Below are 15,447 nucleotides of genomic sequence, written 5' to 3' on the forward strand. Positions count from 1 at the left end.
AAAAAACTATTTTTTCTTAGCTAGAATTTTTAAAAAATGGGATGAAAAAATGAAATGACTAGTAGAAATATTCCTTTTTCGAAATATTTCATAACTTACTTGTTAAGGTGGTCAAATAATGAAGGTATTAAAGGCATATAAATACAGACTTTACCCTACTTCATTACAAGAAGAGTTCATCAAAAAAACTTTTTCTTGCGTGCGGCTTGTGCATAATCTTTTATTACAGGAGCGAATTCAGCTCTATAAGAAACTGAAAGAAAACCCTAACTTAAAAGTAAAAATGCCCACACCGGCTCAATATAAAAAAGAGCATCCTTGTTTAAGGGAAGTGGACAGTTTAGCATTAGCAAATGCACAGGTTTACTTGGATCGAGCATTCAAAAAATTTCATAGAGAAAAATCAGTCGGTTTTCCTAAGCTAAAGCAAAAGAAAAACGCTGTTTGCTCCTATACAACGAATAATCAAAATGGTACGATTAAAATTATTGACGAAAAGTATTTAAAAGTACCAAAGTTAAAATCGTTGATGAAAATGAAGATGCATCGTCCAGTAATAGGGAAAATAAAGTCAGCGACAATTTCTTTGACTCCCAGCAATAAGTATTTCGTTTCGATCTTGTGCGAAGAAGAAATTCCGGCAGTTGAGAAGACACATTTTGCAATCGGGATAACATTAGGTGCTTCTGAATTTGCTGTATTATCAAATGGCAGACGTTTTGACAATGATAAATATACAAAAGAATTTGAACGACGGATTACGAGAGAAGAAAGAAAACTGAGGCGACGCAAAGAAATTGCAAAATTAAAAGGAACAGATCTTTCTCAGCAGAAAAACTACCAGAAACAAAAAACGAAAGTCGCGAAAATGCGAGAAAAGTTGATGAATCAACGAATCGATTTTCTAAATAAAATCACGACAGAAATCGTTAGGAAGTATGATTTGATTTGTATAGAAGATATCCATCAAGCAGATTTTTATAGAAACAATAAATTGCATCGAGGCGTTACGGATGTTTCTTGGGCACTGTTTGTTTCAAAGCTAGAATATAAAGCATCATGGTATAACAAAAGATTGGTCAAGGTTTCAGTGTGTCAAAAATGTTCTGAACATTCAGATAATAATCGGATGAGTAAAATATTTTTCCATGATATCAATGAAAAAAAAGGTAGGCAAGATCCAGAAACCGCCGCCAGTATTCATGTATTGACACAGGGATTGAAAGAAGCAACAGTCACTGACTAAGTAAAAAAACTGTAGGGACTACAGGGCTAGCCTAGGGCATATAAGATAGATATAGCGTTTATTCGATCATTTGTCTTTTTCTAGGAAATTTCTAGTTAATAGAAATAGTTCACTAATTATTAGTTGATAAAAAAATCGAACTTTATTTTATTTATTCAAGCAGGTTACTTGCTTGGAGGAATAGAATAAAGTTTTTTGCTGTATTTGATGAAATATATAGTACAATAATACTAAGTAAAGCAACCCAAAAGGAGAACGATCAATGAAAGAATATAAAGCACTTGTCTTTTTTGATTTAGACGGTACATTATTAGGGACGGATTCAAAAATTTCCAAAGAAAATCATCAAGCAATCATGGAATTAAAACAAAATACGATTTTACCATTGATTGCAAGCGGACGTTCACCAAAAGAAATCAGACAAATTACAACGGGAACTGCGATTGATTCTTATGTAAGTTTGAATGGTCAATTTAATGTGGTTGAACATCAAGTTGTCTCAAAACATCCGATTCCCTTAAAACAGATACAAGAATTGATGGCGTTTTCTAAAGCGCAAGGTCATTCACTAGCCTGTTATACTGAAGATGAATATGCTACGTGCTATACGAATGATAGCATGGAAAAATTGTATCAATTAGATAATGCACCATTACCGAAAATTTCAAAAGACTTTCACCAAGAAAATGAGATCTATATGCTGTATCTTTTTTCAGAAGACGAAACAAAAGATCAGTTGTATATAAAAGAATTCTCCGATAAATTGACTTTTTTCAGAGACAGTCCTTATTCGCTAGCAATTGTGTTAAGCGGCCAATCAAAAAAAGCCGGTATCGAGGAAGTCATAAAGGCACTAGATTTAGCAGATTTACCAACCTACGCTTTTGGCGATGGCAATAATGATTTAGGTATGTTTGAAGCGGTCGAAACAGCAATAGCTATGGAGAATGCAGGGGAGCATGTGAAGAGTCAGGCCGATTTCATTACAAAGTCTCATATGGATGATGGCATTCGTTTCGGCTTAAAATATTTTAAATTAATTGATTGAAAGGAAGCGGAAAAATGACAGTAAAAATGATTGCAGTAGATATGGATGGTACATTTTTGAACAGCCAGCAAGAGTATGACCGAGAAAAATTTAGTTCCTTATATCAGCAAATGAAACAGCAAAATGTTCGGTTCGTTGTGGCAAGTGGCAATCAGTATTACCAACTTAAATCTTTTTTTCCAGAAATTGAGACCGAATTATCATTTGTAGCAGAAAATGGCGCTTATGTCGTCAGTGAAGGTCAAGAAGTTTTTACTGGTGAAATCGATCCGGAAGTCGTTCAGGAAGTTCTGACTATTTTAGCGAACTTTGAGCAAGGTCATATCATTCTTTGCGGGAAAAATAGTGCCTATGTTGCTGAAGATGAGCCTACTTCATTTATTGAACATGTTAGTAAATATTATCATCGCTTGAAAAAAGTGCCGAGTTTGTTTGAGGTAAAAGAAGATACTTTATTCAAATTCGCATTAAGTTTTCCTGTTGAGCAAGTAGCAGAAGTACTAGAGCAGTTGAATGATGCATTGGGCGATAAGGTTATCCCAGTCTCAAGCGGGCATGGTGATGTCGATCTGATCATTCCAGGAGTCCACAAGGCGCATGGACTGATGAAGTTACAAGAATTATGGGGCATCCAAAACCATGAAATAGCTGCTTTTGGCGATAGTGGGAATGATTTAGAGATGCTGAAACACGCTGGATTCAGCTATGTCATGAGCAATGGACAACCCAATGTGAAAGTAGCTGCTAAAGAAATCATCCTATCCAACGATGAAAATGGCGTATTGGTTAAGATCGAAGAATTATTGGGACAATAAAAAGTAAAGGGATTGGGTTACTCTTTGAGTTGCCCAATCGCTTTTTATTTGTATAAAAGATGGGACAGAAATAGCTGTTGCTCCAATCACTTATTAAAAAGGTGTTGACAAAAATCAATTAATATCATATACTATTAAAGTTGAGAAATGAAAGCAGAAGCACCCGCTTCTCGCCTTAGCTGACAGTGTCACTGGGCTGGATATAGGATTCCTTATATCAATTGATATGAGACTGAATCAATCGCGGGGTCTGTAAACAGAGCCTGTTTTTTATTGTAATTTTTTACGATAGCAGACTTTGAAGAATAAGTTTCAGCAATGATTTTCTCTTAAAAAACTTGGAGGTGAATGACCATAGCAAAGGATATGATGGTGAACGACGGCATTCGTGCACGCGAGTTACGTTTGATCGGACAAGACGGCGAACAATTAGGTGTAAAAACAAAAGTGGAAGCATTACAAATTGCGGAAACAGCTAATCTAGATTTAGTTTTAGTAGCACCTACTGCAAAACCGCCTGTTGCGCGAATTATGGATTACGGGAAATTCCGTTTCGAAACGCAAAAGAAAGAGCGTGAAGCTCGTAAGAAACAAAAAGTGATCAACGTAAAAGAAGTTCGTTTAAGTCCTACAATTGATTTAAATGACTTCAATACAAAACTTCGTAATGCACGTAAATTCTTAGAAAAAGGTGACAAAGTAAAAGCTTCGATCCGTTTCAAAGGCCGTGCCATTACCCACAAAGAAATTGGTCAGAAAGTTCTTGATCGCTTAGCGGAAGAAACTGCAGATATTGCTACAGTGGAGCAAAAAGCGAAAATGGACGGACGCAGCATGTTCCTAACGCTGGCACCGAAGAATGAAAATTAAGCTAATAAGCTGATAACTAGTTAACGAAAATTTTTGAGGATGCTAGTTCAACTTTTTCAACTAATTTAGTTGAACTGTATACGAAATGAAAATGTAGGAGGAAAATTAGTCATGCCAAAACAAAAAACACACCGCGGATCAGCAAAACGTTTCAAACGTACTGGTAACGGCGGGTTAAAAAGATTCCGTGCGTTTACAAGTCACCGTTTCCACGGCAAAACAAAAAAACAACGTCGTCAATTGCGTAAAGCAGGAATGGTTTCATCAGGCGATTTCAAACGTATTCGTCAACAATTAGCAAGAATGAAGTAAAAAAAGCGTAGGGGACTAGTCCACGAAGCTAGATTTGTAACAAAGCTTGCTGAATTTGAGAATGAACTTATTCATGCAACAACTTAGCAATTAAAATAACTCATAGAGACAACAGATATTTAGGAGGAATTAACCATGGCACGTGTTAAAGGTGGCGTAGTAGCCCGTAAACGTCGTAAAAAGATTCTTAAGTTAGCGAAAGGCTATTATGGATCAAAACATACATTATTTAAAACAGCACAAGAACAAGTAATGAAATCATACAGTTATGCATACAGAGATCGTCGTCAAAAGAAACGTGACTTCCGTAAATTATGGATCGCTCGTATCAATGCGGCAGCTCGTATGAATGGCTTGAGCTATTCTAAATTAATGCACGGTTTGAAATTGGCAGAGATTGATATCAACCGCAAAATGTTAGCAGAATTAGCAGTTAACGATGCAGCAGCATTTACTACATTAGCTGACCAAGCTAAAGACGCTTTAGCTAAATAATTAAATTTTTGTTGATTGATCAACATTTGTACCCACTCAATTTGAGTGGGTATTTTTTTTACTCTAATGCTATTACTAAAACAAATTCAATGGATGTGCATAAGAACATGACTATAGATAAAGGTTCAAGTCATTTAATTCTTTAGATCATAACCTAAATGAAAAAAAGCGCTTCATAGCTGAATAAAATCACTGAGGTGTTACCTTGAAGCGTTCAATATTTGTTTTGTTATTCAGTTATAGTTTGTTATCATTAAGATGATACAAAATATAACTGAAAAAAGGAGAGTAATGGGATGGCGTATGTTAAAAATTTTTTTATTGTAGTTGGTTTGTTTTTAGTAAGTCAAATTGGTATGACGGTATTTGATGTAGTAAAAATCATTTCTCAGGAAAAGGGCGAAGCAAATTTATCTTTGTTTGTATCTATTTTGTTGATATTGTTGGTTATTGGGAATATTTGGCTATTGCTATTTTTAGGAAAAAAGCTTGGTTTTTTTAGTATAAAATTTGATTTTTTCACTAAGAAAAATGTTGGAATTATTCTAGGTGGTTTTATTTTGGCCAGAGTGATTGCTATTGGCGGAACTCTTTTATTGAATACTCAAGGGTCACAAAGTACGGCTAATGATGCTGCGATACAGACACTATTTACAGGGGAGAATCCTTTATTGATCATATTATTATTAGGGATTTCGGCACCAATCATGGAAGAGATTGTATTTAGAGGTGGGATCATCGGGTTTTGGTTGGAAAAATTTCCGCTGCTTGCTATTGCACTTAGTTCGATTCTATTTGGTTTGATTCATGGACCAACAAACGTAGTCAGTTTTTTGATTTATGCTTTGATAGGCTTGATTCTTTCTGTAGCTTATTATAAAACTCAGCGTCTAGAAGTCAGCATATCTATCCACTTTTTAAACAATATTCTTGGTGCGATCATGATCGGATTTGGGCTGATTTAGTCAAATAAGAACATATGAAAAGAGGGCGTGAAACAAAAGCGATTTTTACTTTTGTTCTACGTCCTCTTTTGCTTGATGCTATTAAATTAAGAATTTTCTACAATTTCGGCATTATATGTTGCTTCGCCTTCGATTTCAATTTTATAAGCTTTCGCATCTTCTAACTTAAAGAACGGATAATACAAACCAAAGCTCAATAAAATCTGAACGATTTGCAAAACAGCACCACGCCAACCGCTGACCATCAAACCTGCAATAACAGGCGGCATCGTCCACGGTAAATTTACACCGTTAGCTAATGGTACAAGACCGGTTGCCATTGCTGTATAGGCAATAATGCACATCAAAAGAGGGGCAATGACAAAGGGAATCAGCATCATTGGATTGAGCACGATCGGAATACCAAAAACTAAAGGCTCATTGATATTAAAAATTGCAGGTGCAAAAGATAGCTTTCCTAATGTTTTAAACTGAGAAGATTTTGCGAAAAAAAGGCAGGCAATTGCTAAACCAATTGTTGCACTGGAGCCGCCCAGTTTGACAAAATTACTGTAGAATTGATAATTCACAATATTTGGCAATGGTTTACCAGTAGCGAAAGCTTGAGCATTTTCAACAGTTAAAGCGATCCAAATCGGTTGCATCACAGCACCGACAATATTTGAACCGTGGATTCCGAATGACCATAGCAGTGCTTCGAATAACAAAATAATCAAGGTTGCCGGAAGTGAACTGCCTAGCGCTAAAAGAGGTGTTTGCAGCACTTCGAAAATAAAATTTTGAGCCGTTTCATAAGCAGTAAAAGTAAAACCGATCCGAACCAAGTTAAAGACAATCACTACGAAAAAGCCAGGAATCAATGCTGAAAACGATTTCGCTACATTGGAAGGAACAGAATCAGGCATTTTGATCGTCCAGCCTTTTTGTATGACCCAGCGGAAAATTTCAGTTGCAAGTATTGCCGTGATCATGCCAACAAACAGACCAGATGCCCCAAAGTTTCCTAACGGTAGAAATGAACCGTCATCCGTTGAAGTGATCGGCGTGAGGACTAAAAAGGCAACAAGAGCAATTGCCTGAGTCGAGCCTCGATCGACAGTGTAATATTTCGCCAGCTCACTAGCAATCCCTAAGATCACAAATAAAGTCATCGCGTTCATAGTCATATCATTGACTTGTAAAAATAGTGACATCCAGTTTTCACCTAAAATGGAAGCCATAAAATTAGTATAAGGTTCTATTGGCAATTGCGTGACTAATAAAAACATAGAACCAATGATCAATAAGGGCATAGCGACAAAGAAACCATTTTTAATAGCTGAAAGATAACGATTTGAATCGAGTTTGTAAGCAATTGGACCTAACTTTGCTTGTAGTTTATCTAAAAATGTATTCATGTTTTTCCTCCTTGTGTTCGTTTTTTTATTATTAAAAGGAAGTGAGCAATGAATAAGAAAACCCTTTCATTTGTGGTGATCAAAAGATGTATAGTTTTATTCTACATTAGGTAGGTATTAAAATCAATATGTCGAATTTACTTTTTGGGATAAAAAACTTGTTTATTCTGGTTTTGAGAAAAAGATTTCAAAGTGAGTGTCATAAGGGTTTTCTTTCAGATTTAGATTTTTACATCATATCAAAAAAATGTTATATTATTCTTATAAAGAAAGAGTAGTGATCGTCTTAAAGGAGATTGACGCAACTAAATTTTTATCTAGCATATAGTTAACACCAGAAACAAAAGGAGGACGAAAATGAAAGAAGAACAGAGATTTGGGATAATGAAAAAATATGTCAATTGGGTTTTGGATGTTGTTTTAGGCGCACTTGCCCTACTGATTTTGATTTTTATGATACGGCAATTATTTGACATCAGCACATTTATCACAAAACCAATGACACCTAAAAACTTATCGATCGTAATGCAGGAAGTTGTGGCATTTTTTATGTTATTCGAGTTTATTATGATGGTGATCCGCTATATTCAAGAAGGTCATCATATTCCGATCAGGTACTTGATCCTGATTTGTATTACGGCTATTTTAAGACAATTAATGGTGCTTCATGGTGATGCTGTGCAAACCTTGTTATTATCTGTATCGATTCTATCACTGGTTATTGTATTATTTGTACTAAACCTGAGTGGCAATAAATCGTATGTAGGTTTTAAACCTCACATAGATGAAAAAGAGAAACAATGAGATAAGTAAACATGCCTATAAAGAGCCCTAAACAAAACTTTTTTTCGTTTTGTTTAGGGCTCTTTATAGGCATAAATGCTGTTGGTTTATTGAAATTAAATAGATAATAAAGCAATCAGTGCAATTGCTAAGAGAACTTGAATAAGGCCAACAGATAAACCATAAATTAAGAAGCGTTTTCCTTCTTTAAAGAATTTTTGGAAGTCTAAACGTAAACCAATTGCTGCCAAAGCAGTGATTTCAAACCAGCCGCTAAAGAAGTGTGCAGTTTGACTTAATTCTTGAGGTAAATGGATCAGGCTGTTGATAATACAAAATAAAACGAAACCGACAACATACCATGGTAAGGCTGATCCAGTTTTCTTAGCTGCGGGTTCAGCTTGTGCAGGAGTTGTAGCTGTTTGCTGTTTAAACCGACCAAAAAGATAAACAACGACTACCAGCAACATAATGCGCATGATTTTAAACAGCATAGCAAGCTCTACGACTTCCCCGTTGATCATGCTGGCACTTGCTACGACTTGTCCGACAGATTGCAGTGTTCCGCCAATCAAAGCACTTTTTGTGAGAATATCAGTACCATAAATAATCGAACCGATGATTGGCAATAACAGCATTAAAATTGTTCCTAGTAAATTGACTAATGTAATAATCTGGCCTTTTTCTTCTTCTTTTGCATGAATAGCTGGAGCAATCGAAGCGATTGCAGATGAACCACAAACGGCATTGCCGCCAGCCATCAATAAAGACATATTATCTGAAAACTGCATTTTTCTACCAAGTACGTAGGCAGCAACGATTGTTAAGCTCATTTGTAAAAGAACAAAAAGCCCACCTTTGAGGCCGATTTGTGCGATCGTTTGAAATGTAACAGTCGCTCCTAATAGCACAACAGAAAATTCTAATAATTTGCTTTCCGCCATTTTTGTGCCTTTTTCCAGAATAGGGTTCTTTAAAATAGTATTACCTAATAAAATACCTAGTAATATAGCGATCGTTGCAGCGCCTAAAGTTGGCAACCAAATTGCTGCGATTTTACTAACAACAGCTACAATAAAAGCGGTGAGCAGTCCGGGTAAAACCACCATCATTTTTGTTAAGTAAGAGTGTTTGGTATCATTGTTCTTCACTACATCATTCATCTTCTTTCCTTGTTTATCTATAAACCTAGTATAACGAAATAATTTGCATTTGAGAAATAAATAATTAGAATAATATCTATAACCAAAACGAATGGAAAGGGTCTCTATGTTTAGATTACTGAAAACATTTCGTAGCGTATACGAAACAAAAAATTTTTCAAAAGCAGCGGAACAATTATTTATTTCACAGCCGGCCGTTTCTAACCAAATCAAACAGTTGGAAGAAGAGCTAGCCATTCAGCTATTTGTTCGCAATGGAAGGCAGGAAATCATCACGACCAAACAAGCCGATATTTTGTATCATCATTTGCTTAATTTATCAGACGATTGGGAAGATACTCTGCAAGCTTTGCGAATACAGGCGATGCCCAGAGAAACCTGTAGAATCGTTGCTTCAAATACATTTGCCGTTTACTATCTACCGGAACTGATGGAACAACTGATTCAGCAATTTCCAGAAGTAGCATTTATTTTAGATATGGATAACTCTGAACAAGTGTTGGATAAAATCGAAAAACACCAAGCTCATTTTGGCTTTATTGAAAAACCATTAGTAACAGATTCGATTATTCGACAGGAGATTTTATTAGATGAATTAGTGCATGCCGGCAATGCTTCTCAGAATCTGTGGCTAGTTCGAGAAGAAAACTCTGGTGTATATCATTATACAGAGCGTTATTTTTTGGCGCATAATTTAAATCCTCAGAAGATGATTATCAAAAATAATGAAATGATCGTCAGATGTTTGGAACAAGGTATAGGTCAATCGATTATATCAAAGAAAGCATTGCCTCCAAAAATAAACTGGAATTCTTTAGGTGAAGAGTATCAAAGGAGCTTTTATTTCATCAAAAGGCAACATATCGAATCGATGCAATTGCGGCAGATCGATGAGTATATAAAAAACTACTATCAAAAAAACAAGAGCTAGTTTGTTTAAGTATGCAGTGTAATTAATAGAATAAATCAGGATAGCTTTTATAAAAAACATGACTAATCAGCCTATTTAGTTATGTTTTTTTCGTTCTTTAGAAAGAAAATGAATTTCTTTTTGTTTTTATTTTTAAACAAACTTGAAATTAAGTTTCATAAATGTTATGATTTCTCTATGAGAAGAAAGCGTATTCTTTTTTGTGGTAGCAGAGCTTAATAAGTACATTAAGCTTTTAATTGAAGGAGGAAGCAAAATGGAAATTTCTATCGGTATTATTCTTATTTTATGTATCTACACTGTAGTAGGCGTGTTAGACCAAATTTCTATTCAAATAGGTCCGTATACCCCATTATTCGCTGCAACGTTTACCGGTTTGGTCTTAGGAGATGTTCAGACAGGTCTGATGATTGGGGCAACATTACAATTAATGACCCTTGGCGTTGCAACTTATGGCGGAGCAACTGTTCCAGACTTTCTTTCAGGTGCGGTTATGGGAACAGCTTATGCAATTATTTCCAAGCAGGGGGCTGAGTATGGAATTGGGGTCGCAGTGCCGATTGGATTATTATTGACACAATTAGACATTCTAGGCAGAATGACGAATACCTTCTTTCAACATAAAGCAGATAAATATGCACAAGAGGGGAATTATAAAGGCGTGGAGCGCTGCAATGTGTTAGGTATTTTTCCTTGGACGCTTTCTCGTGTGATCCCAGTTTTTATCGGCTTAGCGTTTGGCGAACAAGTTGTAACCGTTATCAATGAATGGATTCCGATGTGGGTGATGAATGGTCTAAAAGCGGCAGGGGCAATTTTACCAGCAATGGGGATCGCTATTTTGATGCGCTACTTGCCGATTAAAACGTATTGGCCATATTTTATCATCGGTTTTGTTTTACTTGCATACGGGGCTGCTTTTTTCTCTGTTTTGGGTGTGGCACTAGTTGGCTTAGCGCTGGCGGCGATTTATGTGATGAATCAAAATAATAAAGGAAGCGCAACACCTGCTGGTACAGTTGTTTATGAAGATGATGAGGAGGTAGAAATCGATGACTAACAAATTAACCAAAAAAGACATTAATAAAGTATATCTGAGAAATCTCTTCAGCTTACAATGGGGCTGGAATTATGAAAAAATGCAAGGACTTGGCTATGCCTACGTGATCATGCCAGCATTGAAACGTTTGTATGGCAATGATCCTGAGAAAATGAAAAAGGCGCTTAAAATACAAATGGGCTTTTTCAATACAACGCCTGCGATGTCGCATTTGATCATCGGGGCAGATATGGCATTGGAAGAAGAAATCGGAATCGAAGATGATCAAGCAATCACGGGCTTAAAAACAGGATTGATGGGTCCGTTTGCCGGTGTGGGAGATACGTTGTTTATTGCAATCTATCGAGCAATTGTTTTTTCAATCGCTGCTTATATGGCGCAAGGTGGACAAGCATTTGGCTTAGCAATCCCGCTCATTGCTGGGGTCGCCGTTTTATGGGTACGCTACAAATTTACCTGGATCGGCTACAATCAAGGGAAAAAAATTGCCACAGAATTTGCTGATAAGATGAAACTTTTGACACAAGCGGCAGCGATCCTTGGATTAACTGTTGTTGGAGGATTGATTCCTTCTGTGATAACTTATAAACTAGAGTTGACCTATAAAATGGGCGAAGTAACGTTGTCCATTCAAGAGATGCTGGATAAAATTTTGCCAGCCTTGATCCCGCTGTCGATTGTGATGATGTCTTATTGGTTATTAGGAAAGAAAAAAATGAATTCGACCCGTTTGATTTTTGTCTTGATCTTACTCGGAATGCTTTTAGGGAATTTACAAGGAATCACTTCTTGGATCGGAAATCTATTTTAAAAAGAAAAGGATGATAATAATGGCAATAGAGAATGCACGTGTGGATGAGCGTTTGATCCATGGACAAGTAGCAACGGTTTGGACGAATACTCTAGGAGCGCAAAGAATCATGGTAGTCAACGATTTAGCGGTCAAAGATCAAATGCAGATCGGTGCATTGAAAATGGCAAAGCCTGCTGGGGTAAAATTATCTATTTTATCAAAAAGAAAAGCGATTGAAAAAATCTTAGCGGGTAATTACAATGATGAAAAGGTCTTTTTGATCACGAAAGATATCCAAGATATGGCTGATTTGATTGATGGCGGTGTTCCATTGAAAGCATTCAATGTGGGGAATATTTCGCAAAAAGAAGGGAGCAAACCAATCAAAAAATCGGTGGCAGTCTCTGAAATGGATATTCAAACAATCAAACGTTTAGATGATAAAGGCATAAAAATCACCGCACAAATGATTCCCTCTGAGTCTGATGAAACGATTTTAAATTTTCTTAAATAAAAAGCAGGAGCTGAAGTGATATGGATGCTATCAAAATCATACGACAAAAATACAAGGATTTTTCTAAGGTCAATCGAAAGATCGCGGATTATATATTAAAAGACCCCACACTGGTTCTTTCATTGACCGCAAATGAGATTGCATCCAATAGTGGGACCTCACCTGCTTCAGTGACGCGTTTTTCTAAATCACTGACTTTTGATAGCTGGGAAGAACTGAAGCTTGCGATCGCCACAAAACAAGGAGCAGAGCCTGTGCCAAAAGCGATAGATCCTATCGTTGCGGCAAATGACTCGATTGAAACCCTATGTGCTAAAGTTGAATCTTTGCTAAATACAACGATCGAAGATTTATTTGACTTAGTTGATAAACAAGCTTTAAAACGGTCGATTGATGCAATCAAACAGGCGGAAACTGTTTACTTGATTGGAATAGGTTCTTCGTCATTAACGGCTTACGATTTATTCCATAAATTCAATCGAGCGGGTAAAAAGGCTGTATTCAATTATGATGTGCATCTACAATTTGAATTTCTAAATTATTCTAAACCTGGAGATGTCCTGATTGCTATTTCATATAGCGGCCTCTCAAAAGAAGTCTTGATTGCCTGTGAGATTGCTCGGCAAAATAAAAGTAAGATCATTTTTATCACCAGAAATGAGAGTCAACGAATCATAAAAGTGAGCGATGAGGTCTTGTTGGTTCCAGCCAACGAGCATTTACTAAGAGTTGGCGCTGTTGCCTCGATTGCTTCAACAATGGCAGTCGGCGATGTCCTTTATCTAGGCTCGATTCAGGATGATTTAGAGACAACAATCGAAAAAAATATGACGGACACAAGGAAACTTGTAGAGAAATTGAAAGAAAAGTAGGGATGAACGATGAAGCTGGATGAATTGATCACTGAATCACGAAACACAGCAAGTATGAATATTGATCAATTGTCAACCATCGAGATGGTAAAACTGATCAATCAGGAGGATCAAAAAGTCGCCTTAGCAGTGGAAAGGGTTCTACCTGAATTGGCTAGAGCCATTGATCAAGCTGCGGCACGTTACCAAAAAGGCGGCCGGTTGATTTATTGCGGCGCAGGAACCTCAGGACGATTGGGAACCCTTGATGCGATTGAGTTAACGCCGACATATAGTGTTTCTCCAAATAGGGCATTTGGTCTAATTGCAGGCGGAAAAGAAGCGATGTTTCAGGCTGTCGAAGGTGCAGAAGATTCAAAAGCGTTAGCTGAAGCAGATTTGAAAAAGCACATACTGACGTCTGAGGACGTGGTGATTGCTGTTGCGGCTAGTGGTAGGACGCCTTATGCAATCGGTGCAATAGAATACGCTGAAAAAGTCAATGCTTTGACGATTGCCGTGACTTGTAATGAATCCAGTGAAATGAATCAAATCGCTGCAGTCGGTATTGCACCAGTTGTCGGACCAGAAGTGATCACCGGCTCAACACGCATGAAAGCTGGTACCGCCCAAAAGATGGTTTTAAATATGCTTTCAACAGGAATCATGGTCAAAGTAGGAAATGTATATCAAAATCTAATGGTGAATGTTCAGCCAACAAATGAAAAACTGATTCAACGCTCAATTCATATTATTCATGATGCGACAGGCGTTGATCTAGTCACTGCACAAGAATATCTAGAAAAGGCGCAAAATCATGTAGCAGAAGCGATTGTCATGATTAAAGGTCAAATCAATTTAACTGAAGCGCAAGAGTTGTTGGAACGGCATAATCGACGTATCTCAGACATCCTTAATGAACTAACAAACGAATAGACAAAGTGAGCAGTTTTTTGAGTGGAGGAGTTAAAATGAAACCTAAATTAGTTTTGATGAGCCATGGCAATATGGCGGCCGAGACATTGCAATCAGCTAAAATGATCGTTGGAGAATTGATAGCAGCTCAAGTTGTGTCGATGACGGAGACAGATGGTATGTCTGGTACAATTGAAAAATTAACACAGACACTTAATTTTCTGGGAGACGTACCAGTGTTGATTTTAGCAGATCTAAAAGGCGGTACACCTTGTAATGTGGCGATGATGCAAATGAATGAACGACCGAACTTACGTGTTTTATCAGGTTTAAATCTAGCCATGGTAATCGAAGCTGCAGTTTCGCCAATTGAAGAGCTCGATGAGCTGACAAATTACTTATGTGACATAGGTAAAAGTGCAGTGGAGAAAATTGAGCTTCTTGAAATAGATGAGGAAGAAGAATACGAAGAATAGAAATAAAGTGACCCTAAATCGAGCGTTTATCAAAAGAATAGTTCTAAAAAGCGTTTGTGAAAAGTTAGATTGTCCAAACGCTTTTTTAGCATGAATGGCTATGTTATAATAAAACTTCTTAAAAAAATTAGACTAGACCGAGTGAAACTTAGTCTAACGGGTACTAAACGACGATGTGAAGGTGGTTGTTAGTCGTTACTAAAGAGCTGAAGAGAAAGGAATATGATAGTGGAATCATTGGATTATTTACTAAAGATACTTGCAGAAATTAGTCAGTTATCATTGGAAAAGCTTCAAGTTGAAGAGCAAAACAAAGAATATGAAGGCGTAATTTTTTCAGTAGGAAAACAAACCTTTAGAAGTAGAAAAGCAAAGCAAACACCGAAAAAAGCGGGGTATTTTGTTGTTTTTTGGGAGAAAGACGATCAAAATAAAAATCAGCCGTATGATGCAATAACAGCACCTGACAAATTAGTGATTACTGTATTCGATCAAGAAAAAAAAGGGCAGTTTATTTTTCCTAAAGAAATTCTAATAGAAAAGGGAATTTTAAGTCATGGAAAGATAACTGGGAAGATGGCCCTGCGAGTTTATCCTGATTGGATTGACGAATTAAATCCTACGGCAGCAGCTACTCAACGCTGGCAAGTACCGTTTTTTATTGATTTGACAGCTAAACGTGATGTTGAAAAATTAAACGAACTGTATTTTGCTTAAGCATGCGAACTACTTAAATAAAAATAGACTGGAAATAAGCCTGATTGCTTATTTCCAGTCCTAATAGTCGTCAATAAAGAAAATACAAACAATGAA

At 36.7% G+C, this 15,447-nt stretch carries 18 protein-coding genes; 16 read left to right on the forward strand and 2 right to left on the reverse strand.

Annotated elements, in window-relative coordinates:
- Positions 1-118: 118 nt before the first annotated feature.
- From RV15_RS02500 to RV15_RS02530, 7 genes are all read left to right on the forward strand, one after another.
- A complete protein-coding gene (locus tag RV15_RS02500) occupies positions 119-1,246 on the forward strand; it encodes an RNA-guided endonuclease TnpB family protein (protein WP_071876487.1) in 1,128 nt (375 codons plus the stop codon).
- A 262-nt stretch (positions 1,247-1,508) separates the two neighbouring features.
- The gene (locus tag RV15_RS02505; RefSeq protein ID WP_071876488.1) at positions 1,509-2,294 is read left to right on the forward strand and encodes a Cof-type HAD-IIB family hydrolase; all 786 of its coding nucleotides are present in this window, start codon (positions 1,509-1,511) and stop codon (positions 2,292-2,294) included.
- Positions 2,295-2,308: 14 nt separating this feature from the next.
- Positions 2,309-3,109: a Cof-type HAD-IIB family hydrolase gene (locus RV15_RS02510; RefSeq protein WP_071876489.1), complete on the forward strand. Its 801-nt coding sequence runs from the start codon at positions 2,309-2,311 to the stop codon at positions 3,107-3,109.
- Between the two features lie 348 nt (positions 3,110-3,457).
- Positions 3,458-3,979: a translation initiation factor IF-3 gene (gene infC, locus RV15_RS02515; RefSeq protein ID WP_010762696.1), complete on the forward strand. Its 522-nt coding sequence runs from the start codon at positions 3,458-3,460 to the stop codon at positions 3,977-3,979.
- Positions 3,980-4,090: 111 nt separating this feature from the next.
- Entirely contained in the window at positions 4,091-4,291 is a 201-nt protein-coding gene (rpmI, locus tag RV15_RS02520; protein ID WP_010762697.1) for a 50S ribosomal protein L35, read from the forward strand.
- Between the two features lie 135 nt (positions 4,292-4,426).
- Positions 4,427-4,786, forward strand: coding sequence for a 50S ribosomal protein L20 (gene rplT / locus RV15_RS02525; RefSeq protein ID WP_071876490.1), 360 nt, complete (start codon positions 4,427-4,429; stop codon positions 4,784-4,786).
- Positions 4,787-5,082: 296 nt separating this feature from the next.
- Positions 5,083-5,751 carry a CPBP family intramembrane glutamic endopeptidase gene (locus tag RV15_RS02530; RefSeq protein ID WP_071876491.1) on the forward strand — a complete coding sequence of 223 codons (669 nt, stop codon included), beginning with the start codon at positions 5,083-5,085 and terminating at the stop codon, positions 5,749-5,751.
- Positions 5,752-5,837: 86 nt separating this feature from the next.
- On the opposite strand, the gene celB is transcribed toward RV15_RS02530, so the two are convergent.
- Positions 5,838-7,148 (reverse strand): PTS cellobiose transporter subunit IIC, encoded by a 1,311-nt coding sequence (celB, locus tag RV15_RS02535; protein ID WP_071876492.1) that lies wholly within the window; start codon positions 7,146-7,148, stop codon positions 5,838-5,840.
- Positions 7,149-7,505: 357 nt separating this feature from the next.
- Between celB and psiE the strand changes: the two genes are divergently transcribed.
- On the forward strand, positions 7,506-7,952 hold the full coding sequence (gene psiE, locus RV15_RS02540) for a phosphate-starvation-inducible protein PsiE (protein WP_071876493.1): 447 nt from the start codon (positions 7,506-7,508) through the stop codon (positions 7,950-7,952).
- A gap of 95 nt (positions 7,953-8,047) precedes the next feature.
- Here psiE and RV15_RS02545 read toward each other — a convergent pair whose 3' ends face one another.
- On the reverse strand, positions 8,048-9,094 hold the full coding sequence (locus tag RV15_RS02545; protein WP_139242962.1) for a YeiH family protein: 1,047 nt from the start codon (positions 9,092-9,094) through the stop codon (positions 8,048-8,050).
- Between the two features lie 106 nt (positions 9,095-9,200).
- Here RV15_RS02545 and RV15_RS02550 point away from each other — a divergent pair, with 106 nt between their 5' ends.
- From RV15_RS02550 to RV15_RS02585, 8 genes are all read left to right on the forward strand, one after another.
- Positions 9,201-10,025, forward strand: coding sequence for a LysR family transcriptional regulator (locus RV15_RS02550; RefSeq protein ID WP_071876494.1), 825 nt, complete (start codon positions 9,201-9,203; stop codon positions 10,023-10,025).
- 256 nt (positions 10,026-10,281) lie between these two features.
- Positions 10,282-11,085, forward strand: a complete 804-nt coding sequence (locus RV15_RS02555) for a PTS mannose/fructose/sorbose/N-acetylgalactosamine transporter subunit IIC (protein ID WP_071876495.1) — start codon at positions 10,282-10,284, stop codon at positions 11,083-11,085.
- Complete coding sequence (locus RV15_RS02560) at positions 11,078-11,896, forward strand: PTS system mannose/fructose/sorbose family transporter subunit IID (protein WP_071876496.1); 819 nt, start codon at positions 11,078-11,080, stop codon at positions 11,894-11,896. The genes RV15_RS02555 and RV15_RS02560 overlap by 8 nt, the downstream gene beginning before the upstream one ends.
- A 19-nt stretch (positions 11,897-11,915) precedes the next feature.
- A complete protein-coding gene (locus RV15_RS02565; RefSeq protein ID WP_071876497.1) occupies positions 11,916-12,392 on the forward strand; it encodes a PTS sugar transporter subunit IIB in 477 nt (158 codons plus the stop codon).
- A gap of 20 nt (positions 12,393-12,412) precedes the next feature.
- Positions 12,413-13,264 (forward strand): MurR/RpiR family transcriptional regulator, encoded by an 852-nt coding sequence (locus RV15_RS02570; protein WP_071876498.1) that lies wholly within the window; start codon positions 12,413-12,415, stop codon positions 13,262-13,264.
- A gap of 9 nt (positions 13,265-13,273) precedes the next feature.
- Entirely contained in the window at positions 13,274-14,179 is a 906-nt protein-coding gene (gene murQ, locus RV15_RS02575) for an N-acetylmuramic acid 6-phosphate etherase (protein ID WP_071876499.1), read from the forward strand.
- A gap of 35 nt (positions 14,180-14,214) precedes the next feature.
- Positions 14,215-14,634 carry a PTS sugar transporter subunit IIA gene (locus RV15_RS02580; RefSeq protein ID WP_071876500.1) on the forward strand — a complete coding sequence of 140 codons (420 nt, stop codon included), beginning with the start codon at positions 14,215-14,217 and terminating at the stop codon, positions 14,632-14,634.
- 222 nt (positions 14,635-14,856) lie between these two features.
- Positions 14,857-15,351 carry a MepB family protein gene (locus RV15_RS02585; RefSeq protein WP_071876501.1) on the forward strand — a complete coding sequence of 165 codons (495 nt, stop codon included), beginning with the start codon at positions 14,857-14,859 and terminating at the stop codon, positions 15,349-15,351.
- Positions 15,352-15,447 lie beyond the last annotated feature (96 nt).

The organism is Enterococcus silesiacus (assembly GCF_001886225.1).
Taxonomy (GTDB): Bacteria; Bacillota; Bacilli; order Lactobacillales; family Enterococcaceae; genus Enterococcus_L; species Enterococcus_L silesiacus.